This window comes from Yoonia sp. R2-816, assembly GCF_046762905.1.
GTDB lineage: Bacteria > Pseudomonadota > Alphaproteobacteria > Rhodobacterales > Rhodobacteraceae > Yoonia.
Genome location: NZ_JBKQXN010000311.1, coordinates 476,434 through 499,154, shown reverse-complemented (window position 1 = coordinate 499,154; position 22,721 = coordinate 476,434). Strand labels below are relative to the sequence as shown.

At 58.3% G+C, this 22,721-nt stretch carries 23 protein-coding genes; 10 read left to right on the top strand and 13 right to left on the bottom strand.

Annotated elements, in window-relative coordinates; genetic code table 11:
- Both clpX and ACFWW2_RS20285 read right to left on the bottom strand, forming a co-directional pair.
- Entirely contained in the window at positions 1-1,266 is a 1,266-nt protein-coding gene (gene clpX, locus ACFWW2_RS20290; RefSeq protein ID WP_393931174.1) for an ATP-dependent Clp protease ATP-binding subunit ClpX, read from the bottom strand.
- Between the two features lie 217 nt (positions 1,267-1,483).
- Complete coding sequence (locus tag ACFWW2_RS20285; RefSeq protein ID WP_393931171.1) at positions 1,484-2,104, bottom strand: ATP-dependent Clp protease proteolytic subunit; 621 nt, start codon at positions 2,102-2,104, stop codon at positions 1,484-1,486.
- A gap of 132 nt (positions 2,105-2,236) precedes the next feature.
- Here ACFWW2_RS20285 and ACFWW2_RS20280 point away from each other — a divergent pair, with 132 nt between their 5' ends.
- A complete protein-coding gene (locus tag ACFWW2_RS20280) occupies positions 2,237-2,557 on the top strand; it encodes an ArsR/SmtB family transcription factor (RefSeq protein ID WP_393931169.1) in 321 nt (106 codons plus the stop codon).
- Complete coding sequence (locus ACFWW2_RS20275; protein ID WP_393931167.1) at positions 2,550-3,011, top strand: SRPBCC family protein; 462 nt, start codon at positions 2,550-2,552, stop codon at positions 3,009-3,011. The genes ACFWW2_RS20280 and ACFWW2_RS20275 overlap by 8 nt, the downstream gene beginning before the upstream one ends.
- Positions 3,012-3,046: 35 nt before the next feature.
- On the opposite strand, the gene ACFWW2_RS20270 is transcribed toward ACFWW2_RS20275, so the two are convergent.
- Complete coding sequence (locus tag ACFWW2_RS20270; RefSeq protein WP_393931165.1) at positions 3,047-3,559, bottom strand: YHS domain-containing (seleno)protein; 513 nt, start codon at positions 3,557-3,559, stop codon at positions 3,047-3,049.
- A gap of 168 nt (positions 3,560-3,727) precedes the next feature.
- Here ACFWW2_RS20270 and ACFWW2_RS20265 point away from each other — a divergent pair, with 168 nt between their 5' ends.
- From ACFWW2_RS20265 to ACFWW2_RS20255, 3 genes are all read left to right on the top strand, one after another.
- Positions 3,728-4,891, top strand: a complete 1,164-nt coding sequence (locus ACFWW2_RS20265; protein ID WP_393931163.1) for an FAD-binding domain-containing protein — start codon at positions 3,728-3,730, stop codon at positions 4,889-4,891.
- A gap of 113 nt (positions 4,892-5,004) precedes the next feature.
- Complete coding sequence (locus ACFWW2_RS20260) at positions 5,005-5,469, top strand: (2Fe-2S)-binding protein (protein ID WP_393931161.1); 465 nt, start codon at positions 5,005-5,007, stop codon at positions 5,467-5,469.
- Between the two features lie 3 nt (positions 5,470-5,472).
- Positions 5,473-7,707: a xanthine dehydrogenase family protein molybdopterin-binding subunit gene (locus ACFWW2_RS20255; protein WP_393931159.1), complete on the top strand. Its 2,235-nt coding sequence runs from the start codon at positions 5,473-5,475 to the stop codon at positions 7,705-7,707.
- Positions 7,708-7,738: 31 nt separating this feature from the next.
- On the opposite strand, the gene ACFWW2_RS20250 is transcribed toward ACFWW2_RS20255, so the two are convergent.
- The 4 genes from ACFWW2_RS20250 to ACFWW2_RS20235 all read right to left on the bottom strand — a co-directional run bounded on the left by ACFWW2_RS20250 (position 7,739) and on the right by ACFWW2_RS20235 (position 11,054).
- Positions 7,739-8,617, bottom strand: a complete 879-nt coding sequence (locus ACFWW2_RS20250; RefSeq protein WP_393931157.1) for a sulfotransferase domain-containing protein — start codon at positions 8,615-8,617, stop codon at positions 7,739-7,741.
- A gap of 112 nt (positions 8,618-8,729) precedes the next feature.
- Entirely contained in the window at positions 8,730-9,413 is a 684-nt protein-coding gene (locus ACFWW2_RS20245) for a D-lyxose/D-mannose family sugar isomerase (RefSeq protein WP_393931155.1), read from the bottom strand.
- Positions 9,414-9,491: 78 nt separating this feature from the next.
- Entirely contained in the window at positions 9,492-10,019 is a 528-nt protein-coding gene (locus ACFWW2_RS20240) for a flavodoxin domain-containing protein (RefSeq protein ID WP_393931153.1), read from the bottom strand.
- Between the two features lie 267 nt (positions 10,020-10,286).
- On the bottom strand, positions 10,287-11,054 hold the full coding sequence (locus ACFWW2_RS20235; RefSeq protein ID WP_393931151.1) for a gamma-glutamyl-gamma-aminobutyrate hydrolase family protein: 768 nt from the start codon (positions 11,052-11,054) through the stop codon (positions 10,287-10,289).
- Between the two features lie 111 nt (positions 11,055-11,165).
- Here ACFWW2_RS20235 and ACFWW2_RS20230 point away from each other — a divergent pair, with 111 nt between their 5' ends.
- Positions 11,166-12,374: a cytochrome P450 gene (locus tag ACFWW2_RS20230; protein WP_393931149.1), complete on the top strand. Its 1,209-nt coding sequence runs from the start codon at positions 11,166-11,168 to the stop codon at positions 12,372-12,374.
- Here the strand turns inward: ACFWW2_RS20230 and ACFWW2_RS20225 are convergent.
- The 3 genes from ACFWW2_RS20225 to ACFWW2_RS20215 form a co-directional block, all read right to left on the bottom strand.
- Entirely contained in the window at positions 12,357-12,785 is a 429-nt protein-coding gene (locus ACFWW2_RS20225) for a GlcG/HbpS family heme-binding protein (protein WP_393931147.1), read from the bottom strand. The genes ACFWW2_RS20230 and ACFWW2_RS20225 overlap by 18 nt on opposite strands.
- Before the next feature lie 40 nt (positions 12,786-12,825).
- Entirely contained in the window at positions 12,826-14,973 is a 2,148-nt protein-coding gene (locus tag ACFWW2_RS20220; RefSeq protein WP_393931145.1) for a malate synthase G, read from the bottom strand.
- A 114-nt stretch (positions 14,974-15,087) separates the two neighbouring features.
- A complete protein-coding gene (locus tag ACFWW2_RS20215; protein WP_393931143.1) occupies positions 15,088-15,237 on the bottom strand; it encodes a DUF2256 domain-containing protein in 150 nt (49 codons plus the stop codon).
- Positions 15,238-15,382: 145 nt separating this feature from the next.
- Between ACFWW2_RS20215 and pepN the strand changes: the two genes are divergently transcribed.
- On the top strand, positions 15,383-17,932 hold the full coding sequence (gene pepN, locus ACFWW2_RS20210; RefSeq protein WP_393931141.1) for an aminopeptidase N: 2,550 nt from the start codon (positions 15,383-15,385) through the stop codon (positions 17,930-17,932).
- 103 nt (positions 17,933-18,035) lie between these two features.
- Positions 18,036-18,905, top strand: a complete 870-nt coding sequence (locus ACFWW2_RS20205) for a 1-acyl-sn-glycerol-3-phosphate acyltransferase (RefSeq protein WP_393931139.1) — start codon at positions 18,036-18,038, stop codon at positions 18,903-18,905.
- On the opposite strand, the gene ACFWW2_RS20200 is transcribed toward ACFWW2_RS20205, so the two are convergent.
- Positions 18,853-19,503, bottom strand: coding sequence for a transglycosylase SLT domain-containing protein (locus ACFWW2_RS20200; RefSeq protein WP_393931137.1), 651 nt, complete (start codon positions 19,501-19,503; stop codon positions 18,853-18,855). The two genes, ACFWW2_RS20205 and ACFWW2_RS20200, sit on opposite strands and share 53 nt — an antisense overlap.
- A 239-nt stretch (positions 19,504-19,742) precedes the next feature.
- Positions 19,743-20,306, bottom strand: coding sequence for a type 1 glutamine amidotransferase domain-containing protein (locus tag ACFWW2_RS20195; protein WP_393931135.1), 564 nt, complete (start codon positions 20,304-20,306; stop codon positions 19,743-19,745).
- Positions 20,307-20,419: 113 nt separating this feature from the next.
- Between ACFWW2_RS20195 and gatB the strand changes: the two genes are divergently transcribed.
- Both gatB and ACFWW2_RS20185 read left to right on the top strand, forming a co-directional pair.
- Positions 20,420-21,931, top strand: a complete 1,512-nt coding sequence (gene gatB, locus ACFWW2_RS20190) for an Asp-tRNA(Asn)/Glu-tRNA(Gln) amidotransferase subunit GatB (RefSeq protein WP_393931133.1) — start codon at positions 20,420-20,422, stop codon at positions 21,929-21,931.
- 144 nt (positions 21,932-22,075) lie between these two features.
- Complete coding sequence (locus tag ACFWW2_RS20185) at positions 22,076-22,438, top strand: DUF4177 domain-containing protein (protein WP_393931131.1); 363 nt, start codon at positions 22,076-22,078, stop codon at positions 22,436-22,438.
- Here ACFWW2_RS20185 and ACFWW2_RS20180 read toward each other — a convergent pair whose 3' ends face one another.
- Positions 22,439-22,690 carry a BolA family protein gene (locus tag ACFWW2_RS20180; RefSeq protein ID WP_393931129.1) on the bottom strand — a complete coding sequence of 84 codons (252 nt, stop codon included), beginning with the start codon at positions 22,688-22,690 and terminating at the stop codon, positions 22,439-22,441.
- Positions 22,691-22,721 lie beyond the last annotated feature (31 nt).

Sequence of the window (22,721 nt, the reverse complement as noted above, 5' to 3'; positions counted from 1 at the left end):
TCAGCTCGCCGTTGCAGGGGCTTTCTTGTTGCCTTTATCGTGGATCATCAGAGGGGCCACATCAGATGTCACGGCCTCTTCATTGACCACCACTTCGGTGACGGTATCCATACCGGGCAGGTCAAACATGGTATCCAGCAGGATATCTTCCATGATCGAGCGGAGGCCACGGGCACCCGTCTTGCGCTCGATCGCCCGTTTGGCAATAGCGGCCAGCGAATCATCGGTGAAGGTCAGCTTGGTATCTTCCAGCTCGAACAGGCGCTGATACTGCTTGACCAACGCATTTTTCGGCTGGGTCAGGATCGTGATCAGCGCATCTTCATCAAGATCAGTCAGCGTTGCAATCACCGGCAATCGACCCACGAATTCAGGGATTAACCCGTATTTCAGCAGGTCTTCAGGCTCCAGATCCTGGAACACTTCGCCAATCCCGCGATCATCATTGTCTTTGACATCAGCACCAAAGCCCATGCCGGACCCTTTGCCGCGCTGGCCGATGATCTTGTCCAGACCAGCAAATGCGCCACCACAGATAAACAGGATATTCGTCGTATCGACCTGCAGAAACTCCTGCTGCGGATGCTTGCGGCCACCTTGCGGGGGCACAGACGCAACCGTGCCTTCCATGATCTTCAGCAAGGCCTGCTGTACACCCTCACCCGATACGTCACGGGTGATCGACGGATTGTCGGACTTGCGGGTGATCTTGTCGACCTCATCAATATAGACAATGCCACGCTGGGCGCGCTCGACGTTGTATTCAGACGCCTGCAGCAGCTTCAGGATGATATTTTCAACATCTTCGCCCACATAACCGGCTTCGGTCAGCGTCGTGGCGTCGGCCATGGTAAACGGCACATCCAGAATACGGGCCAGTGTCTGCGCCAACAGGGTCTTGCCGCAACCGGTGGGACCGATCAGCATGATGTTGGATTTCGCCAGTTCAATATCCGACTTATCGGCATGGTTCAGGCGTTTGTAGTGGTTGTGGACCGCCACGGACAGCACACGCTTGGCATGCATCTGGCCAATCACGTAATCATCCAGAACCTGACAGATTTCGGTCGGGGTCGGCACACCGTCGCCAGCCTTCAGACCGGCGGATTTGGTTTCCTCGCGAATGATATCCATGCACAGCTCAACGCATTCATCACAGATGAACACGGTCGGCCCGGCAATCAACTTGCGTACCTCATGCTGGCTCTTGCCACAAAAACTGCAATAGAGCGTGTTCTTGCTATCGCCACCGGATGTATTCGCCATCTCAAACCTCTTGGCCGCTCGGCCGCTCAAATAGAATTCGGGCTGCCCCCGGTCCCAACACTAGGACAGCCCGCCAAGGTCCACAATGTCAAAATGACCATGCGCACGGTCAAGTTAACAAGGTCTTTACGGTGCGGCGGCTTTCCGCAAAGTCAGCACAACGATATGGCCATGTGGCAACACATCGCCAAACCGTTACGCCATCGCAGCTACGGCCTTAATCGTCCGACTTTTCGCGGTTTTCGACAATCTCGTCGATCAGACCCCAATCCTTGGCCTCATCAGGCGACATGAAGTTGTCACGCTCCAGCGCTGTTTCGACTTTTTTCAAGGTTTGGCCGGTATGTTTGACATAAATCTCGTTCAGCCGGTCCTTCAGCTTCTGGGTCTCTTGGGCATGGATCATGATATCGGTCGCCTGCCCCTGATACCCCCCGGATGGCTGGTGAACCATCACGCGGGAATTGGGCAATGAAAAGCGCATGCCGGGATGACCCGCGGTCAACAGAAGCGACCCCATAGAGGCCGCCTGCCCGATCACCAGGGTCGACACTTTCGGTTTGATGTATTGCATCGTGTCATAGATCGACAGGCCCGAGGTCACGACACCACCGGGGCTGTTGATATACATACTGATCTCTTTCTTGGGGTTTTCGGCCTCAAGATGCAAAAGCTGGGCAACAACCAGCTGGCTCATCCCGTCATGAACAGGACCATTCAGGAACACGATACGTTCCTTCAGCAAGCGGGAAAAAATGTCATAGGCACGCTCCCCCCGCGCGGTCTGTTCAACGACCATTGGGACAAGGTTCATATAGGTCTCGACGGGGTCTTGCATATTTACTGCCTCACTGTTGGACGGTTCTGTCCTACTTCTAAAATCCTGACAGAGTCTTAGTGTTGGGTGTCAGGGGCTTCAAGGGTCGCATGGCATGATTGACAAATCGTAAGCGATGACTTACGGTAAGTCATGAATTACGAAGATGCAATAGTCGCCCTCGCAGATCCCACACGACGCACCATTATCGACAAGCTGCGTGGTGGCGGGTTGCCGGTTGGGGCCATCGCCGATGGTTTGCCTGTCAGCCGACCGGCGGTCAGCCAGCATTTGCGCGTGTTGTCGGATGCGGGTCTGCTGCATGTCACGCCAAAAGGAAACAAACGGCTCTACAGCATTGCCCCCGAAGGTGTGGACAGTCTGCGCCGATACCTCGACAGCCTGTGGGATGATGCGCTCGCCGCCTTCGCCCGCGCCGCCGAAGACCAAGCCAAAGGAAAAACCGATGAATGATCCAATCAACAAATCCGTCACCGTGCCACTCACCCCGGCAGAGGCATTCGCGCTCTTCACTGACGGGATCGACAAATGGTGGCCGGGGCAGACGCATTCGGTTTCTGCCAGCCAGAAAAAGACACCAAAGAAGGTTCATTTCGATACTCATAAGGACGGCAAAATCACCGAACTGACGGAAGACGGCGAAACCCATATCTGGGGCACGATCCTCGCCTATGACCCCGGCAAATACCTCGCCTTCACCTGGTTCCCGGGCAAGACAGAGGACGAGGCGACCGTAGTGACCGTCAGCTTCCAGCAAACCGAAACAGGCACGCAATGCGACCTGACCCATGGGGGTTTCGACATCCTCGGCGACCTGGCCGATGCCGTGAGTACCAGCTACCTCACTGGCTGGGATCTGGTCTTGGGCAGCTACTGCACCGCAGCAAAACAGCCCGCCTTGGCGTAAGGCGGGCCGCCAAAATCAAATTACGCTGCGTCGCTCTAATTCGGCGCGTCTGATGTGAATTGCGGGATGGCCCGGTCAGAGGCTGGTGTCGGCTCGATATCAACCCAGTTACTCTCTGCCAGATTGATATTGGCCGGAATATCCTCTTCCCAGAACCCAACCACGTTCTTGGTGATGTTCAGATAAAGTTTGTCGTCCACAATCCGCCACAGGTTGGGATTGCCGGGAACCTTGCCACCTTTGGAAACGCCATAGGCACAATGGCCATCGTATTGCGGGACGTAAGCCGCTGGATCAGCCAGAAACCGATCCCGGTTTTCTTCAGTCGCAAAGGCGAACATGGCGCCATTATGCTCCGCCGTAATGCTCGACAATCCGGGCACGGCGGCAGGCTGCGATTGCCCCACCGGGCTCTGCTCCAGATCAAAATAGGCAACAACATCATAGCCCGAAACGGCAAAACCCGTCGGGTCAAGATACTGATCACCGGCAAAGGCAATGCCGGGCAGCATGACCACCGCAGCGACAAATGAACGAAAACGACGCATGAGAAACCCCTTTTTGCAAGTTGGTGATATCTCGTATCCCGCACCATGCATCGCCGATAGCCCCGCTAACGCGCAGTTGATCAGGGGTGAGGGTCGCGTGTTTTTCTTGCGCACAGAAACCCGGTCGGCTCGCTTGAAAGCAGCAGAGCGCGCTTTAGTTGGCTTGATATGTTTGAGCCCACCTACACCGCAGCCCTGCAACGCCTGCAGGATTTCGCACCTCATGCCGGTCGGGACTACGCCGCCAAACGCAATTACGACGATACGGCAGGTGTCTCGACCCTCTCACCCTATATCCGCCACCGGATCATCACCGAAGAGGACGTACTGCGCGCCACACTCCGCCGCCACTCACCCGCTACGGCTGAGAAGTTCATACAAGAGGTCTATTGGCGCACCTATTGGAAAGGCTGGCTGGAAATGCGGCCCAGCGTCTGGACGGCCTACAAGACCGACCTGAACGCAGCACTGAACCGGATCCGCACCGAAAGCGGGCTTCGCCAGAATTGGGAAGCCGCCTGCAAAGGCGACACCGGGATCGATTGTTTTGACCATTGGGCGAACCAACTCACCGATACCGGCTACCTGCACAATCACGCGCGCATGTGGTTTGCCTCGATCTGGATTTTCACCTTGCGGCTACCCTGGACCCTCGGTGCTGATTTCTTCCTGCGGCATCTCATCGACGGTGACCCAGCCTCGAACACGCTGTCATGGCGCTGGGTCGGCGGCCTGCAAACCATCGGCAAAACCTACCTCGCCCGTCCGGACAATATCGCCAAATATACAGAAGAGCGGTTCAAACCAACCGGACTGGCCACACATGCCGCCCCGCTTGATGGGCCGCCGCATCCCGAACGCGGCCCCCTACCAGTCAGCGACACTATCGACCCCAAGCTGCGCACCGGACTTGTGATCACCGAAGAAGACCTGAGCGTGGGCTGGATCTGCGATCAGGTCAGGCCCGTCGCCACCGCGACAGTGCAAACAACGGCCCATCGCAGCCCGCTGAGCGTCGCCCCGATGGCCACCGATTTCGTCGGAAACGCGATCACGGATTGCACGACCCGCTTCGCCGACAAGCTGGGGCCGGTCACGAAGCAAACGCCAGATACCCTGTCCGACTGGGCCCATGCCAACAACCTCGATCAGATCGTGACCAGCTACATGCCCACAGGACCATCCGCCGATGCGCTGGCCGGGCAGCCATTACGGCAGATCATTCGCCCCTATGACAGGTCTGCCTGGCCATACGCGACCCACGGTTTTTTCAAGTTCAAGGAGAAAATCCCCAAACTCATCGGCGAAATACGCGGTCTCAGCATCGCCTGATCCGCATCTTCTTTCTTCCCAAAATACTCCCGCCGGAGGCATCCGACCGTTGCCGCAGGCATGGAAAGCAGATAAACTAAACCAAACCGTTCACTTAAAGCATGAGGTCCCACATGCCGACGACACTCACCATCAACGGAAACGACCAGACCATCGATCTGCCCGATGACGTGCCCCTTCTGTGGGTGCTGCGCGACGAGGTTGGCCTGACCGGAACGAAATTCGGCTGCGGCGTGGCCGCCTGTGGCGCCTGCACGGTGCATATTGACGGGGAGGCCGTACGCTCCTGCCAGGTCGCCCTCGCCGATGTCTGGGGTGAGGTGACAACCATCGAAGGGCTCGGCACACCCGATAACATGGCCACGATCCAGCAGGCCTGGGTCGACCATCAGGTCGCCCAATGCGGCTATTGCCAGTCCGGTCAGATCATGAATGCCGCGGCCCTTCTGGCGCAAACGCCCAAACCAACCGATCAGGACATTGACGACGCCATGCAGGGCAACCTTTGCCGCTGCGGCACATACCCCCGCATCCGGGCCGCGATCAAAGACGCCGCTCAGCGCATTCAGGAGGCGTAAACCATGGCCAGCATCGGAAAAATCGCCCGTCGCACATTCCTTGTCGGTGTCGCCGCCATTGCCGGCGGGGCCGCCTTCGGGGTCTACATGGTCCGCAAGGATGCCCCCAATCCGCTGATCGCCGGCGACGGTGAGGCGACGCTGAACCCCTACATCCTGATCAATCAGGACGGGGTCACCATCATCGCGCCCCGCGCCGAAATGGGGCAAGGGGTTCACACCACCCTCGCCGCCCTCGTGGCCGAAGAACTCGACGTCGCATGGGACGACATCACCGTCCTGCACGGCCCACCCGCGCAGGCTTACTACAATCAGGCGCTCCTAGGCCTGGCCCTGCCCTTCCACCATTATGCTGACAGCGATTTCCAGCATAACCTGCGCAAAAACGTCGGCATGGTCGGCAAGCTTCTGAACCTGCAGGTCACCGGCGGTTCGACCTCGATCAAGGACGCCTATGACCGGATGCGCCACGCCGGGGCCTCCGCCCGCGAGGCGCTGAAACTCGCCGCTGCCAACCAGCTTGGTGTCGATGCCGCCACATTGCGTACCGAAAACAGCAAGGTCATCGCGCCCGACGGCACAGAAATCGCGTATACCGATCTCGCCATGGCCGTCCGCGACATCACCCCGCCGGATGTTGACCTGCGCGCCAAATCCACATGGAAATACCTCGGTAAATCCATGCCCCGCACCGATATGGTCGCCAAATCCACCGGCACGGCCCACTACGCCGCCGACACCAAACGCGACGGCCTGAAATACGCCACTATCCGCATGAACCCGCGCCGTTCCGGCATGATCAGCTACGATGACAGCGCCGCCCGCGACATGCCCGGCGTCGAGGCCATCGTTGATCTTGGCGACGGCATCGGCGTAGTCGCCACCAACACATGGCTCGCCATGCAGGCCGCCGACGCGGTCGAGATCGAATGGGAACCGGCCAGCTACCCCGTCGATACCGAAGGGCTGATGGCCGCGACCCACGCCGCTTTCGACCTTGAACCCAACTCCACAACCCGCTACGATGGCGATGTCACAGCCCCCGTCGAAGGCACTGAAATCACAGCCGAATATGTCGTCCCCTACCTCGCCCACGCGACAATGGAGCCGATGAACGCCACCGCCCTCTACACTGGCGACGCACTCGAAGTCTGGTCCGGCAACCAGGCCCCGGTCATCGTCCGTGACAAATGCGCAGAGGCCGTGGGGCTCGACCCCGAACAGGTCACGCTGCACACGACAATGCTCGGCGGCGGCTTCGGACGGCGCGGCGAATACGACTTTTCCGTACCCGCCGCAAAAATCGCGGCAGCCCTGCCAGGCACCCCCATCCGCATGACGTGGAGCCGGGAAGAGGACATGCGCCACGATTTCTACCGCCCCGCCGCCATGGCGCAATTCCGGGGCGTGGTGCGCGACGGAAAGGCACAACTGGTCGATGGCAAGATCGCCGCGCAATCGGTCACCCACACCTCCTCCATGCGGCTTGTCGGTCAGGTTCCACCCGGACCCGACAGGGGCCATGTGGAAGGCGCCGCCGACCAACCCTACGCCATCCCCAATTTCCGCATCACCGGGCATCTGGCCGACCTGACAGTGCCCTTGGGCTTCTGGCGGTCCGTCGGCAACTCCCATAATGGCTTCTTCTTCGACACATTCATCGACGAAATGGCCCACGCCGCAGGCACCGACCCGCTGCAATTCCGGTTCGACATGGCGCGCGCCGAACATGCGCCCTCGGCGGGCGTGATCGAGGCCGTGGGCGAAATGTCGAACTGGGGCAGCGAAAAGCCCGCCAATATCGGGCGCGGTATCGGGTTCACTTATTCCTTCGGCACCCCCACAGCAGAGGTGGTCGAGGTTGAAGACACCGGCAACGGCATCCGCATCAACAAATGCTGGATCGCCTGCGACGTGGGCACCGCCCTCGACCCCAGCATCATCGAGGCGCAGATGGTGTCCGGCGCGGTCTACGGCTTCTCAGCCGCGATGCAGGGCGAGGTGACGTTCAGCGATGGCGCGGCAGAACAGTACAATTTCTACGACTACGACGCGCTGCGCATGCACAACACGCCCGAATTCGAGGTCCGCGTCCTTGAGACGAACCCCCATATGGGCGGCGTCGGCGAACCGGGCACGCCTCCGTCAATGCCAGCCCTTGGCAACGCGCTGTTCGATCTGACCGGCACCCGCGCGCGGGAACTACCGCTGATAAAGACGTTCGATCTGATCTTGTAGCGTCCAACAAACAAAGGGCAGTCGTGGGGCGTCAAAGCCCCACGGCCCCATGCTCCAGCCATGCGCGGTCCTCCGGCGCCAGATATGCATCCATCATCGCGTCATAAGCCGCAACCTCGTCATCGCTCAGCCTGCCGCGCCATTGTCCGCTGCTGCCACTGTGGAAAAACGCGGCGTCCGACCTGTAAAACCCCGTGCCTCCGCCGGGGGCATAGCTAGCCGCATTCTGCTTCATATTATCAAAAGTTGCAGCCTCGATCAGTCGCTTCATAACCGCCGCAGGATGCGAAATGCCCAGCAACGCGGACATCTTGGCAAACACCCCCGCCAAATCCCGCGTCATATCCGCATAGTGGAAAAGCGAGACATTAGGCCGGTCAGACAAGGCCCTGGCCGCCGTGTAATGCTGCAAGATATGCGCGAGCGGTGCCGCATCACAGTCATCCCCATCTGCCGCGCCCTCCAGAAAGCGGCGAAATGTCGTGCCGCCCGCATCATCCTTTGGATACCGGTCATCAAACAACGGCACGGAGATGTTTTGCACATGGTTCCGGAACGAAAAATGCGCATCAAGCGGATGCCGGAAAACGCAAATATACTGCGCATGATCATCCAATGGCAGACCGTCCATCGGCGTATGGCTTTTCATGCTGCGGCGATGGGTCATGGCCTCAAGCCGGTCAGCGACCTCTGAAATCTCGCGAAAACGGATATCGACCCAAGGCATCTTCAACGACAACTCCGTCTCGACATGCGGATCGCCGGACAGCAAGAGCGCGACGATTGTCTGCATCCATGTCGTGCCGCATTTGGGCGGCGTCACAACGATCACATCGTCGGGGCGGACGGTGATCATGTCCCAACGCCTGTTGTCGGTCAGGGGACCAAGATAAAGCTTTTGACACGTCATGTCCGGCATCCTCGCACATGTGGATGAGGTCAGAAAATGTGGACCGCGCACGGAACACAAAGAAAGAATTCCTCCACCTAGAAGCCCTAGGCGCGATCTCCAAACCGAGAACTCATAGCCAAGTCCTGTAATCGCTCACCAGCAAATGCGTCGGCGCCACATCTTCCTCGACCTCTGCAAACCGTCCAATCGGCTCGCGAAAAACGTTGTCGGTCTCATCGTCATTCACGGTCGACACCTCGCCAATCAGCACGTCACCCCCCTCGCCCCAAAATGCATGCCAGTCGCCAGGCATCAGGGTGACACTCTCGCCCGGCACAAATCGCAGTTTCTCGCCCGGGGCAAACTCCCGCTGGATACCGTCACACATAACAACACCACCCGCCGTCTCATCAAAATTCCCATCCGGGTCAGAACCGTAAAGCTCAATCACCATCTTCGCCCCACCCCGGTTGATGATATCCTCTGCCTTGATCACATGGGTATGCATGGGCGACAGCTGATCCTGCTTTGAAATCAACAGCTTCTCAGCATAACACATACCCCCGCCCCGCTGCAGATCCGCCAATCGGCCATTGCGCAGGGTGAACAGAAACAACCCCATCTCGTCGTAACGACCGGCACCATAGTCGGTGATGTCCCAACCGCAGCGGGCATCAATCACAGCACGCGCGTCATCGGCCCGCGCCTTGAATGCCTCCGGCGTCCAATAGGCGAAAGGCGGCAGCACAAAACCGTAGGAGCGGATCATCTCATCCGCCTCCGCCATGATCTCATTGATGCGGGATCGTTTCATCACCTGCTCCGTAATCGTTTACGGAACAGTGCAGCAATCCTCAGCGACTTTCAAGCCAACAGATGTGCCCGGCTGAATTCAGGTGCCCAGCCAGTTGTCCACGGTGGTCTTCAACGCTGCCCAATCGGTCATTTCTTTGTCCACATGCGGATCAACATCCTCACCCTTCTGCGATGCAATCCAGCGCATGGCCCAGGATTTGAAGAAATCATACTCGGTAAACCGGAACGCCCCCGCGACATGGAACACCTTGGGAGGCGACCAGCCGGTCTTTGATGCAAACCGGGCGACGCATTCCTTCAGCCCGTCCCAATCTTCGGCATCGTCACCGGCAGCGGCAAGCGAGACCGACATGAACGCCGCATTCATCCCGTTCAGCTTTTCCGCCTGCCGCTTGGCAAACTTGACCAGCGGTTTTTGATAGCGTCCCGCATGCACCGACCCGGCCACCAAGGCCGCATCAAACCGGCCCAAATCCACATCCTTTGCATCTCCGGCCCCCAGAACCTCCACCGAATGGCTTTGTTCAATCAGGTGGTCAGCGCAGAACTGGGCAATCTTGCGTGTCTGCCCCTCGGTCGAGGCATAGACGATCAGTATCTTCATCAGCAGTCTCCTCATGATCCGCGGACAAAATGCCTGAACCCGAAGGCAGTCTATTGATCCAGATCATTGGGGCCGAAATTGCAGGGTCAAGCAACGCACGCGCCATTAATCACCGCAAATGTGGCTCGGTGGTCCGACGCAAGTCCGACGTTTTGCCGACGCGATGCCGACCGGCCAAATCGGCCCGATCCCCAGTGTTTACAAATGATTCGTGGAAATAGAGGCCACGACCGTACGGTGCCCCTGCCGCAACAGCACCGCACGTTGCTAACCCGCTTTGCGCAACGCCCCAGACGCCCAGGCGCGGCAGGCATCGCCAAACGCCTCAAAAAGCGGGCGTGACACGGGGTCATCGGCCGCGTTCCACTCAGGATGCCATTGCACTGAAAGGGTAAACCCGGGCGCATCCGCGATATAGATCGCCTCCGGCGTCCCATCCGGTGCATTACCATCAATGACAATGCGCGCCCCCGGCGTCTTGATCCCCTGCCCATGCAGCGTGTTGGTCATAACCTCGCGGGTTCCCATCAGACGATGAAACACACCGCCTTCTGAAAACGTCACTGCATGGCGCAGCTCGAATTTTTCGGCCAATGTGCCCTCTGGCGGCATCCGGTGATTATCGCGACCCGGCAGATCGCGAATTTCCGGGTACAGTGTCCCGCCCATCGCGACGTTAACCTCCTGAAATCCGCGGCAAATCCCGAAAATCGGCTGACCTCGCGCCACGCAGGCGCGGATCAGCGGCAACGCAATCCGGTCACGGTCGCGATCAAACGCACCGTGGGCATCTGTCTCTTCCTCGCCATACTCCTCGGGATGCACATTGGGGCGACCGCCCGTGAACAAAAAACCGTCACAGACAGCCATCAGCTCGTCCACCGCCACCACGCCGGGATCAGAAGGTACGATCATCGGCACCGCACCCGCAACCTGCGATACCGCATGCGTATTCATCTGTCCGGCAGCATGGGCCGGATACTCATCATTGATTAGATAGCTGTTGCCGATAATGCCGATCACGGGCCGGGACATGAAAACTCCATTCAGATTTAACCCGTATTACAGCCAAATCAGGCGCAACGAAAGACAGCGGATGCACACAACACTGTTGACAAGGCTGCACATGCTGCCCAACTCAACGTTATGGCCTATGATTTAAGCAGCCCTGAATTTCTTGCAAATCCCGGGCCGTTTCTATCCCGTATGCGCTCCGAAGGTGCATTGGTCCGCGTCAAACTGCCCATTATCGGGCAAACATGGATGACCACCAGCGACGCCGCGGCCCGGTCGCTTCTGAAAGATCCCGACCGGTTTGCACGGAACCCTTTGGCCGGTACGGGCAAGACACTGGCCCAGAAATACTGGTACTTTCCGTCGTTCATGAAACCTCTCTTTCAGAACATGCTGGGCTATGACGGGGCCGCACATAAACGGCTGCGCGGTCTGGTCGATCAGGCGTTCAACCGCACCTCAATTGACGATATGCGTCCACGGCTCGCGGCCTTGGCTGATGATCTCCTCAATGCGATAGATACGGATCAACCCACTGAAATCATTTCACAATATACACGCCCTTTACCGCTAATGGCGATCTGCGACCTGCTTGGTGTGCCCGATGCGGAACGCACGAAAGTGGCGCATTGGATCGCCCCGCTCTCCGGTCCGACAAGCGCATGGGGGATGCTGCGCGGCTTTCCGGGTTTGTGGCGGATCATGCGCTATTTCCGGGCTGATTTTGATCGAGCCCGACAGCACCCCCGTTCCGGCCTGATCACCGATCTGGTCGCGGCAGAGGATGCGGGCGACCGGCTGACCGATGACGAACTACTCGCCATGGTCGTCACGCTTTTCATCGCCGGGCACGAAACCACGGTGCATCTGATCACGATGGGGATTTATGGGTTACTGATCCACCCGGCGGCACGGGCCGCTCTGCGTGATCATCCGGATGAACTGCCCCTGCTGGTCGAGGAATTCATGCGGTTCTATTCACCTGTCATGATGACCAAACCGCATTTCGTCCAACAAGATACTGTTTTTGAAGGGATTTCCCTAAAGAAAGGCGAACAGGTCGCCGCCCTTCTGATCGCCGCCAACCATGATACCGCCCGCTTTGACACGCCAGAGGAACTCATCCCAAACCGCCGCCCCAACGCTCATCTGGGCTTTGGGCATGGACCGCATGTCTGTCTTGGCATGCAACTTGCCCGGGCCGAAGCACAAGTCGCCATTGAACGGCTGTTCATCCGCTTCCCGGACCTTGCCTTGGCAAATCCGGACGCCGCGCCAGAGTACACACGGCGCATCGGCATTCACGGTCTCAAACGGCTTAATCTACGCCTCGCCGGCTAGCCCCGCCGCCTCGATCCCGGCCATGGCGGCGACAACATCATTGTCCGATGTATCGCCCGTCACGCCGACGGCACCCATCACAGCGCCTTTCTTGTCGCGCACCAGAACGCCGCCCGGCACCGGTACAACCTGCCCGCCATAGACGCCATTCACAGCGGCCATGAAATAAGCCTGCTGCTCGGCCCGGGCCATCTGCGCAGTGCCAGCCATGCCCAGCATCACCGCGCCATAGGCCTTGCCATGGGCAATGCCGAACCGGCCCGGCGCAGCCCCATCGGCGCGCTCGAACGCTTTCACATGACCACCGGAATCCAGCACCACCACTGACAGGGGTTTGAACCCCATCTCGTCACCCTTGGCCAGTGCCTTACGGATGATCGTCCGCGCTTTATTCGCTGAAATCTCTGCCATTTTCCGTCTCTCCGTAAGATGGGTTTCAACCCATCACCCCTCAATGATTGCGCTGCGCTTTCAATTCCAACCGGCGCTGATGCAGCACAGGTTCGGTGTAGCCCGACGGCTGAATACGACCCTTGAACACCAGATCACAGGCCGCCTGAAACGCGATACCATCGAAGTTCGGCGCCATCGGGCGATAGGCCGGGTCATCCGCATTCTGGCCATCCACAACAGCGGCCATCTTTTGCATGGCTTCCATCACCTGCGCCTCGGTGACCACGCCATGGTGCAACCAATTGGCCAGCGCCTGGCTGGAAATCCGGCAGGTGGCCCGATCCTCCATCAGCCCGACATTGTTGATATCCGGCACCTTGGAACAGCCCACACCCTGATCAATCCAACGCACAACATAGCCCAGAATGCCCTGCGCGTTATTCTCGATCTCCTTGACTTTCTGCGCATCGGTCCAGCGTTGATACTGCGCCAGGGGAATATCGAGAATAGACGATACATAGGCCCGCCGCCCACCCTTGCGCAGCCTGTCCTGCACCGCCATCACGTCGATCTTGTGATAGTGCAGCGCATGCAGGGTCGCCGCCGTCGGGCTTGGCACCCAGGCGCAATTGGCCCCGGCCTTCGGATGGTCGATCTTTTGTTCCAGCATCGCGGCCATCAGATCGGGCATCGCCCACATGCCCTTGCCGATCTGCGCCTTGCCGGAAAACCCACATTCCAGCCCGATATCCACGTTCTGATCTTCATAGGCGCCAATCCATTGCTTGCGCTTGATAAAATCCTTACGGCTGAATGGTCCGGCCTCCATCGAGGTATGGATTTCATCGCCGGTCCGGTCCAGAAACCCGGTATTGATGAACGCGACTCGCGATTTCGCGGCACGGATACATTCCTTGAGGTTCACGGTCGTACGCCGCTCTTCATCCATGATGCCGATCTTGACCGTGTCGCGGGGCAGCCCCAGCGCATCCTCGACCGCCGCAAAGATATCGCAGGTAAACGCCACTTCTTCGGGGCCATGCATCTTGGGTTTGACGACATAGACTGATCCAAAGTCCGAATTGCCACCCTCGCGCTTCAGATCATGCATCGCGATCAGAACCGTGAACATCGCGTCCATCAGCCCTTCGAAAACTTCTTCCCCGTCCGCATCCAGAATGGCCGGATTGGTCATCAGGTGACCCACATTGCGCACCCAAAGCAACGCGCGGCCTTTCAGAGTCAGAGGGCTGCCATCGGGGGCCGTATAGGTCATGTCTTCGGCTAGTCGGCGGGTCATGGTCTTGCCGCCTTTCTGGAACTCTGCTGACAAATCACCCTGCATGAGGCCCAGCCAGTTGCCATAGGCCAGCACCTTGTCCTCGGCATCGACGCAGGCGACGCTATCCTCGCAATCCATGATCGCGGTTATGGCGCTTTCCAACCGCACATCGGCCAGCAACGCCTGATCGCGGCTGCCAATCGGATGGGCACGGTCAAAGACCAGTTCCACATGTAGCCCGTTGTTTCTCAAAAGGATCGCATCAGGCGCCTTTGGATTACCGCGATAGCCCACAAATTTCGCCGGATCGCGCAGGGGCTGGTCGTCAATCAGCAACGCGCCGTCATGCACATAGTAACGGCGCACATCGGCGTGGCTTGTACCTTCAATCGGGAATGCCTCGTCCAGAAAGACGCGCGCGCGCGCCACGACACGGGCACCATGCCCGCGATCATAAGCGCCTTTCGGGGGCTGTACGCCCATCGCGTCCGTACCATAGAAGGCATCGTAAAGGCTGCCCCATCGGGCGTTCGCGGCATTCAGGGCAAAGCGCGCATTGGTGATCGGCACTACAAGCTGCGGGCCGGGCACGGTTGCGATTTCCGGATCGACATTTCCGGTTTCAATCTCGAAATCTTCGCCTTCAGGGACAAGATAACCGATCTCTTCCAGAAAAATCTCATAAGCCGTGCGATCACGCGGCTGACCCTTGCGGGCAATATGCCATGCATCAATTTTGGCCTGCAGATCATCGCGTTTTTCCAGCAAAGCACGGTTGCGCGGGGTCATTTCGGCCACCAGATTGGCAAAGCCTTTCCAGAATACGTCCGCTGAAATCCCCGTGCCGGGAAGGGCCTTTTCATCAACAAAGCTGGCCAATTCTGTGGCAATGGCCAACCCTTGTCTATCAACGCGATCTGTCATGATGGTGTTCCCCTTTTGACGGCATGCAGCGGCACACAGTGATGCGTGGTTGGGTAAAAGAAAAGTTTCCGATAGGCAACATGGCTGGTCATGTTTCATGACCAATTCGGACAATCATGATTTGGATCGATTTGAACGGCAGCGGTCCGAACAATAACGGACCTGATCCCATACCTTCTCCCATTTCTTGCGCCAGACGAAAGGACGACCACAAGTGGCACAACTTTTTTGGGGCATGTCGGTTTTCCGGCGCATCTTGGGCATGATCCAGAACCTATGGCGCGGCCAAAGTTTTTCAAAAAACTTTGGACCAAAATCCGTGACAGATTTTGCTCGGCACATCCCGATCAAGGTGGAACATTGCGGCGACCCGCCGTAACCTGCTCCCAAACCCTCAAAGGATCGCCCAATGAAAGATGCCGCACCCCAGACGATCTATCTGCGCGACTACACGCCACCGGCCTTTCTGGTTGATGACGTCCATCTGACGTTCAAGCTGGCCGCCACCAAGACGCGCGTGATGTCACGCATCCGGTTCCGACCGAATCCAGAGGCGACCTCCAATGAATTCTTTCTGCACGGAGAAGACCTGAAGCTGATCAATGCCAAAATCGACGGCGAGGACATCACGCCCGAACTCACCGCAACCGGCCTGAGTTGTCCCGTACCGGACGCCCCATTCACCTTCGAGGCCGAGGTCGAAATCAACCCGCAAGCCAATACCGCGCTGGAGGGCCTTTATATGTCCAATGGCATGTATTGCACCCAGTGCGAGGCCGAAGGGTTCCGCAAGATCACGTATTACCCTGACCGACCCGATGTGATGGCCACATTTGCTGTGCGCATCGAAAGCGACTTGCCGGTGCTTTTGTCCAACGGCAACCCCACCGGCAGGGGTGACGGCTGGGCGGAATGGCAAGATCCCTGGCCCAAGCCCGCCTATCTTTTCGCCCTCGTCGCGGGTGATCTTGTTAACCACCCCGACCGGTTCACCACAATGTCAGGCAAGGATGTGGAACTGAACATCTGGGTCCGCCCCGGCGACGAAGGCAAATGTGCCTTCGGGATGGAAGCCCTGAAGAAATCCATGAAATGGGACGAAGATGTTTACGGGCGCGAATACGACCTCAACATCTTCAACATCGTGGCCGTCGATGATTTCAACATGGGGGCGATGGAAAACAAGGGGCTAAACATCTTCAACTCCTCTGCCGTCCTCGCCAGCCCGGAAACCTCAACTGACGCCAATTTCGAACGGATCGAGGCGATCATCGCCCATGAATATTTCCACAACTGGACCGGCAACCGGATCACCTGCCGCGACTGGTTCCAGCTGTGCCTCAAGGAAGGCCTGACCGTTTTCCGCGACCAGCAATTCACCGGCGACATGCGCAGTCATGCGGTCAAACGCATTGACGACGCAGTGGTCCTGCGCGCCCACCAATTCCGCGAGGATAACGGCCCGCTCGCCCATCCGGTGCGCCCGGAAAGCTTTGTGGAGATCAACAATTTCTACACCGTCACAGTCTACGAAAAAGGCGCCGACGTGATCGGCATGCTCAAGCGGCTGGTGGGCGATGACGGATACAAAAAGGCGCTCGACCTCTATTTCGACCGCCATGATGGCGACGCCGCCACGATTGAGGATTGGCTGAAGGTTTTCGAAGATGCGACAGGGCGCGACCTGACGCAATTCGCCCGCTGGTACAGTCAGGCCGGGACGCCCCGTGTCAGTGTCCGCGAAAACTATGACAACGGCACCTACACACTGCATTTTACGCAGCAGACCCCACCCACACCGGGACAACCGCACAAGGACCCGATGGTCATCCCTATCGCGGTCGGTCTACTGAACGACAACGGGGATGAGGTCGTGCCTACAAAAATGTTGGAAATGACCCAAGCTGAACAAAGCTTTTCCTTCGAAGGTCTTGCAAGCAAACCGAATCCGTCGATCCTGCGGGGGTTTTCCGCCCCCGTTATCCTCGAGCACGATCAGACCAACGCCCAGCGCGCGTTCCTTCTGGCCCACGACACCGATCCGTTCAACAAATGGGATGCAGGGCGCAAACTGGCGCAGGATGTGCTGGTCGGCATGGTGCGGGACGGGGCGACGCCTGGCGGTGCCTATCTTGACGGTCTCGCCGCCGTACTACGCGATGACGGCCTTGATCCGGCGTTCCGGGCGCAGGTGCTGGCACTGCCCAGCGAAGATGATACCGCCCAGGCACTTGTTGATCTGGACCATGTACCGGACCCAACAGCGATCTATGATGCTCATGAAACGCTGAAACTGCAGATCGCCCAACATCTGCAGGATCAGTTGCCGCGCAGCTATGCCGACATGGCTGTGCCTGGTCCCTATACCCCCGATGCCGAACCGGCAGGCAAACGGGCACTTGGCAATACCGTGCTGTCGCTGATGTCGAAACTCGATGGCGGCCGGCAAGCGACACAGCAATATGCCAAGGCCGACAACATGACCCAGCAACTGGCGGCCCTCGGGGCCTTGCTGAAAATCGGCAAAGGTAAAGCCGAGCTGTCAGCCTTCGGCGAACAATGGCAAAACGACCGGCTGGTCATGGACAAATGGTTCGGCCTGCAAGTCGCCTGCGCCAGCCCGGATCAGGCTGCAGCAACTGCCGAAACGCTGGCAGCCCATCCGGCCTTTGATATCAAGAACCCCAACCGGTTCCGGGCCGTATTCGGCGCGCTGGGGGGAAATGCTGCCGGGTTTCATCACCCCTCGGGCAAGGCCTATGACCTGCTGGCGGACTGGCTGATCAAGCTTGATGAACTCAATCCCCAGACCACGGCGCGCATGTCCACGGCATTTTCCACCTGGAAACGCTATGACGATAACCGGCAAGCCAAAATGCGCCACGCGCTGGGGCGTATTGCGGCAAAACCCGGCCTATCCGCCGATACAACCGAGATGGTGAACCGCATACTGGGCTGAAATCTGCCGAAATTGAACAACGTTCGCGTATTGGTTTTACGCCATCCGATCCCTATCTATGATCTGTCATACAACCATGACAAAGATATGGTGAGTGGTCGCTATGGAACATCGCATTGACCCGCTGATCGCTGAGCGCGCGCCCTGGCTTTACAGTGATCGCCCCGGCACCAAAGCCGCAAGGCGCAGCCTGCACAAGCTGCTGGGATATGACGCAACCATGCGCATCGCCAGAGCTTTCAAGGATGAACCGGCCAGCCGGATCATGAACGTGATGGGTGATATGTTGGCCAAAAATGCCGATGTCACCGGGCTTGGGAATATCCCGATGCATGGGCCTTCCTTGATCGTGGCGAACCACCCAACCGGGATTGCTGACGGGATCATCCTGCACCATCTGATCGCCCGGGTCCGCTCTGACGCCTATTTCTTTGCCAATCGCGATATCTTGCGGGTCTTTCCCCAGATGGACACCATGATTGCCCCGGTCGAATGGCGCACAGAGCTGCGCAGCCACGCCAAAACCCGGGCAACGATGGCTTATGTGCGCGATGCGACCGCATCCGGACGGCTCGGTGTCATTTTCCCTTCGGGTCGTCTGGCCAAGCGGCGAGGGCTGCGCCTGTTTGAAAGGCCGTGGATGGCCTCTGCCGCGATGCTGGCGCGCAAATTTGATTTGCCCGTCATTCCGATCAACATTCAGGCACGCAACTCGGTCCTGTTTTATCTGTTTGATCTGATGCATCCGACATTGCGGGACATCACCCTGTTTCACGAAACGCTCAACAAGGCGAAACAGCCGTTTACCGTCACCGTGGGCGAACCAATATCTGCCGCCTCCATGCCGAAAAACTCCGAAGACGGTATCGCAATGCTGCGCAAGGCCACATTGGCACTGGGCGGTAAGGATGCGCCGGCAGTCAGTCTGGTTGCCGCGTCGCGTCCATTGTTGACACGCTCACGAGCGCATTAGGACGTACGATGGGACGTATGTTGTTGAGTGGCTGGCAATAGCTCTGGGCAGAGGTCCAGGCCGCCATATCGGCGATCTTCCCCCTGTTCGTCATCGGACCCCAGTCGGCGGCGACACCGCGCCAGCGCCCATCGTTCACCGCAATCGCGCGATCACGTTCGACCGTCACAGCCATAATCCTGGCAGCACAGCTCAGGTTATCTGCAGGGTTCTTGAGCGCCTCGCCGGTGGTGGCACGACAGCCGTAGCTGCGCGCCGTGGGCGGGTAAATTTGCAGTAATCCGTACCATTGATTGCCGCCGCCGACAGCGCGGGGATTATAGGTACTTTCATGCTTGGATAGGGCCGACATCATGCCGACCCAGAACGCGGTCCGGGTCTGGGTATTTGCCGTCTCATAAGCCGGGCACCAGGTATCAATATCGCGTGGCACGATCGTCGGCAGCACTTCAAAACGCGTCACCGCTGTCATCGCGGAACGTGTCCAGACGGCCGATCCTGTTTTGAAATCCCAGCGCGCTTCAGGTAAAAATCCATCCCGTACTTCCGGACGGACAGCAGGTGCGCGCGTCTCAACCGCGACCGGGTAACGCAGCATATGTGGCGGGCGCGCCACCGGTTTCACAGCGCGCAATTCATCCAATACGCGCGCCGCTTCGACATCTGAGCGCGATAGAGGGCGCGCGTCTTCAGCCGCGGCACGATACGCGCTAACGGCCAGACAAAGAGCGATCAGAAATGATGTAACGACCTTCATAAAACAAAACTTGCGCCACACCCTTGGTGCAGCGCAAGTCAGACAGAGAGGCAGGCGGCAATCCACCGCCGAGCCATCGTTTAGGCGGCGTTGGGACGCGGGTGCTTGCCCTCTTTCACTTCCTCGACGATCTTGGAGACAAATGCATCCAGATCCTCAGGCGACCGGCTGGTGATGATACCGTTGGAAATGGCAATCTGCTGATCCACCCACTGGGCTCCGGCGTTCTTTAGATCGGTCTTGATCGAATGGTAGGACGTCATTTCGCGGCCACGAACCACATCAGCCTCGATCAGCAACCATGGGGCATGGCAGATTGCGGCGACGATTTTACCCTTGCTGACAAATCCCTGGATCAGCTTGATTGCGTCAGCCTCAACCCGCAGCAGGTCCGGGTTGATCTGACCGCCGGGCAGGACGATGCAGTCGTAGTCTTCGACCTTTACGTCAGCGATCTTTGTATCGGCATCCACCGATTTGCCCCAATTGTCCTTATCCCACCCCTTGATTGCGTCGCCATCCAGCGTCGCCACATGCACAGTTGCGCCCTTTTCGCGCAGCTGCTCCAACGGCACGAACAGTTCCGATTGTTCAAAACCGTCAGTGGCGACAATAACAATTTTTGCATCGGTCATATCGGTCATGGCTTTCTTTCCTCTGGTTGATTGTATTGTGCTGACCTAACGCGCAATGCCGCCACTTGTTCCCAACCAATCGCTGTTTTAGAAGCGGGCCAACGCAAGCCTTGGAGTTTCCCATGCTCGATCTCACCTATGATGCCCCCGCCCCCAAAGTGATCGCCGGTGCCAAGCATGACTGGGAATTGGTCATCGGGCTTGAGGTCCATGCGCAGGTCGCCACCAAGGCAAAGCTGTTTTCCGGTGCCTCGACCGAATTCGGGGCAGAGCCGAACAGCAACGTGGCCTTTGTCGATGCAGGGATGCCCGGTATGCTGCCCGTGATTAACGAAGGCTGCGTGGCGCAGGCGGTCAAGACCGGGCTGGGCCTGAATGCTCAGATAAATCTGGTGTCGGCCTTTGATCGCAAGAACTATTTTTATCCTGATCTGCCGCAGGGTTACCAGATTTCCCAGCTCTATCATCCCATCGTCGGCGAAGGTGAAGTGCTGGTCGAAATGGGCAACGGCACCGCGCGCACGGTGCGGATCGAACGGATCCATCTGGAACAGGATGCCGGTAAATCCATCCACGATATGGATCCGAACATGTCGTTCGTGGACCTCAACCGCACCGGTGTCGCGCTTATGGAGATCGTCAGCCGCCCAGATATTCGCGGGCCAGAGGAGGCGGCGGCTTATATGCTGAAGCTGCGCCAGATCCTGCGCTATCTGGGGACTTGTGATGGCAACATGCAGAACGGCAACTTGCGGGCCGATGTGAACGTGTCGATCTGCCGGCCCGGCGATTACGAGAAGTATCAGGAAACACAGGATTTTTCCCATCTTGGGACACGCTGTGAAATCAAGAACATGAACTCCACCCGGTTCATCCAGATGGCGATTGATTACGAGGCGCGGCGACAGATCGCCCTGCTGGAAGACGGCAAAGAGGTCGTGCAGGAAACCCGGCTTTACGATCCCGACAAGAACGAAACCCGGTCGATGCGGTCAAAAGAAGAGGCGCATGATTACCGCTATTTCCCCGATCCTGACCTGCTTCCGCTTGAGATCGAACAGGGGTGGGTCGATGATATCAAAGCGTCTTTGCCGGAGCTGCCGGATCAGAAAAAGTCTCGCTTTATCAATGACTTCGGGCTTTCGGAATATGACGCATCGGTGCTGACGGCAGAGGTTGCAAATGCCGCCTATTTCGAAAAAGTCGCTGAAGGCCGTGATGGCAAGCTGGCGGCGAACTGGGTCATCAACGAACTGTTCGGGCGGCTGAAAAAAGAGGATCACGGGATCGAGGAAAGCCCTGTATCCGCCACCCAACTGGGCGCGTTGATCGGGCTGATCAAATCCGGTGACATCTCTGGCAAGATCGCCAAGGAAGTGTTTGAAATCGCTTACACAACGGGCCGTGACCCGGCAGAGATCGTCGAGACCGAGGGCATGAAACAGGTCACCGATACCGGTGCGATCGAGGCCGCGGTGGACGAGATTATTGCGGCCAATCCGGCGCAAGTCGAAAAGGCAAAACAGAACCCGAAACTGGCTGGCTGGTTTGTGGGTCAGGTGATGAAAGCGACCGGCGGCAAGGCCAATCCGGCGGCTGTCAATCAGCTTGTCACGGCCAAGCTCGGGCTCTGAAAACCGCTGTCGGCATCGCGTCGGATTTGCGTCGGCAAAACGTCGGCCCCCACCGCACGCATCTGTTAACGAAGTCTTAACCCGAATCCTTGGACTCGGCGGTCAGCTTTGCTATACCCGTGCAGTGGAGATAGGGGTGACGGAATGTCATACGAATACAAGGTCGTGCCAGCGCCGACGCGCGGATTGAAAGCCAAAGGCATCAAAACCGCCGAGGACCGGTTTGCAAATGCACTGGAGAGCGCAATCAACGAGCTGGCCGCCGACGGCTGGGAATATCAGCGCACCGACACCCTGCCTTGCGAACAGCGCGAAGGGCTGATGAGCAAGACAACAGTCTATCAGAACATGCTGGTGTTTCGGCGTGCCAGATCAGCGGCTGCCCGCCCCGCGCCTGCACCGCAGGTCGCAGCGCCCGCACCACCTGTCGCGAAGGCCCCTGCGGCAGCGCCTCGTCCTGCGCCCACGCCCCCGCAGCGCCCATCGCCTGATGTGGCGGCAGAATAATTACTGAATATCAATCGCAAGGGCGTGGATCCGCCCGATGATGTCTTTGCCCAGTGCCGCATGGATGGCGCGATGGCGTGCAATGCGCGACATATCGTCCAGCTTTGATGCCTTGATCACAATCCGCCAATGGCTTTCGCCGGATCCATCATCGCCCGCATGCCCGCTGTGCAAGGCACTTTCGTTGATCACGTCCAGCTTGGTTGGTGCGAGTGTCTCCAGGCTTTCGCGAATTTCGGTCTCAATTCCCATTATTTTGCTCCTGCCCTCTTCAATCTCTTGC